General features: G+C 45.0%; 2 protein-coding genes. Both read left to right on the top strand.

Annotated features, from left to right (window positions below; all coding sequences use genetic code 11):
• The first annotated feature begins 55 nt into the window (after positions 1-55).
• Complete coding sequence (locus ABUA47_RS23565) at positions 56-364, top strand: DUF3853 family protein (RefSeq protein WP_004292949.1); 309 nt, start codon at positions 56-58, stop codon at positions 362-364.
• A 14-nt stretch (positions 365-378) separates the two neighbouring features.
• Entirely contained in the window at positions 379-1455 is a 1077-nt protein-coding gene (locus tag ABUA47_RS23560) for an AAA family ATPase (RefSeq protein WP_349832157.1), read from the top strand.
• The last annotated feature ends 282 nt before the right edge of the window (positions 1456-1737 follow it).

The raw sequence follows: 1737 nt of genomic DNA, 5'->3' as shown, positions 1-1737 counted from the left end.
AGAAATAACAGCCAGTGCGCAGGGCTGATTGTTTAACGACTAAATAGATTGGACGATGACAAATCTTCAAGAGTTATTATTAAAACCCGTCTGGCAGATGACAGGCGAAGAGTTCATATTTCTAAGCAAGTACGCTTCCAACCAAACGGAAGCGCAGCCACAGCCCGTTACGGACACAGAAAGAAAGTATGTGTACGGAATACTTGGCATTGCCAAATTGTTCGGGTGCAGTCTGCCTACCGCCAACCGTATAAAGAAAAGCGGAAAGATAGACAAAGCCATTACGCAAATAGGGCGCAAGATTATCGTGGATGCGGAACTTGCCCTTGAACTGGCTGGAAAGAAAACCGGAGGACGAAAATAACGGGAGGTGTACTTATGGATTATATGAAAGATATAAAAGCACTATCGGCGGAAGAAGCCGTAATCCTTTGGCAAGCCTCACGCCTGAGCCTGTCGAAAATCTATGAGAAAGCACCTGAGATTCTAAAAGTGCAAGGTTCGGTCATTGGTACACTGGGTAATTTCAGTGCATCAATCGGCAAAGCCAAAAGCAAAAAGACTTTCAATGTGTCGGCTATCGTGGCGGCAGCATTGAAGAATGGTACAGTGCTAAGATATGTGGCGGAACTACCCGAAGAGAAACGGAAAATCCTGTATGTGGACACGGAACAAAGTCCTTATCATTGTCTGAAAGTCATGAAACGTATTTTACGGATGGCTGGGCTTCCAGATGACAGGGACAATGAGCATCTGGAATTTCTTGCTTTGAGGAAATACACGCCCGAACAGCGTATCAGGATTGTAGAGCAGGCTATTTACAATACGCCTGACATAGGGCTTGTAATCATAGACGGCATCCGTGACATGGTATATGACATCAACAGCCCCGGTGAATCGACACGCATCATATCAAAGCTGATGCAGTGGACGGACGACAGGCAGATACATATCCACACGATACTCCACCAAAACAAGGGCGATGAGAACGCAAGGGGGCATATCGGTACGGAACTGAACAACAAGGCTGAAACTGTCCTTCTTGTGGAAAAGGACAAGAGCAATGGAGATATAAGCAATGTTTCAGCCATGCACATACGGGCAATGGACTTCGAGCCTTTTTCATTTCGCATCAATGACAATGCCATACCTGAACTGTTGGAGGGTTACAAGCCCGAAACCAAGAAACCGGGAAGACCGGAAGAGGAAAAGTTCGACCCTTACAGGCATATCACCGAACAGCAGCACCGCATCGCATTGGAAGCAGTTTTCGGGCTGAAAGAGGAATATGGCTACAAGGAACTGGAGGACACCTTAATTAAGACTTATGTGTCTGTGGGGGTAAAGTTGAACCACAAAAAGGCGGTATCGCTCATCACCATGCTTCGGAACAAACGAATGATAGTGCAGGAGAACGGCAGAAAGTACACGTTCATGCCCGACTTCCACTATTAGCCCACACCTTGCAATCGCTTCACTTTATTCCGGGGGTCTATATATTAGGGATAAAGCGAAGTGGTTGCGAAATGTGGCAAAACCGCTTCACTTTATTACCGTACTCTATATATACGAAAATAAAGTGAAGTGATTATACAGACCGTACTTCATAAAGAGGTACGGGCGAAAAGAGAAAATAAACCAATTCAACTATCATTAAACCTATCGTCTTATGGATATACAGACAGCGAAACAAATCAAAATAGCGGATTATCTGCACAGTTTAGGATTTTCACCCGT

The organism is Bacteroides sp. RTP31139st1_H2_RTP31139_211217 (genome assembly GCF_040227615.1).
Lineage (GTDB): Bacteria > Bacteroidota > Bacteroidia > Bacteroidales > Bacteroidaceae > Bacteroides > Bacteroides uniformis.
Note: the sequence above shows the minus strand (reverse complement) of the source record. Positions and strands in the feature narration are given on the sequence as shown.

Coding starts and splice junctions, on each gene's coding strand:
- ABUA47_RS23565 (WP_004292949.1), top strand. CDS start 56: ATGACAAATCTTCAAGAGTTATTATTAAAACCCGTCTGGCAGATGACA.
- ABUA47_RS23560 (WP_349832157.1), top strand. CDS start 379: ATGGATTATATGAAAGATATAAAAGCACTATCGGCGGAAGAAGCCGTA.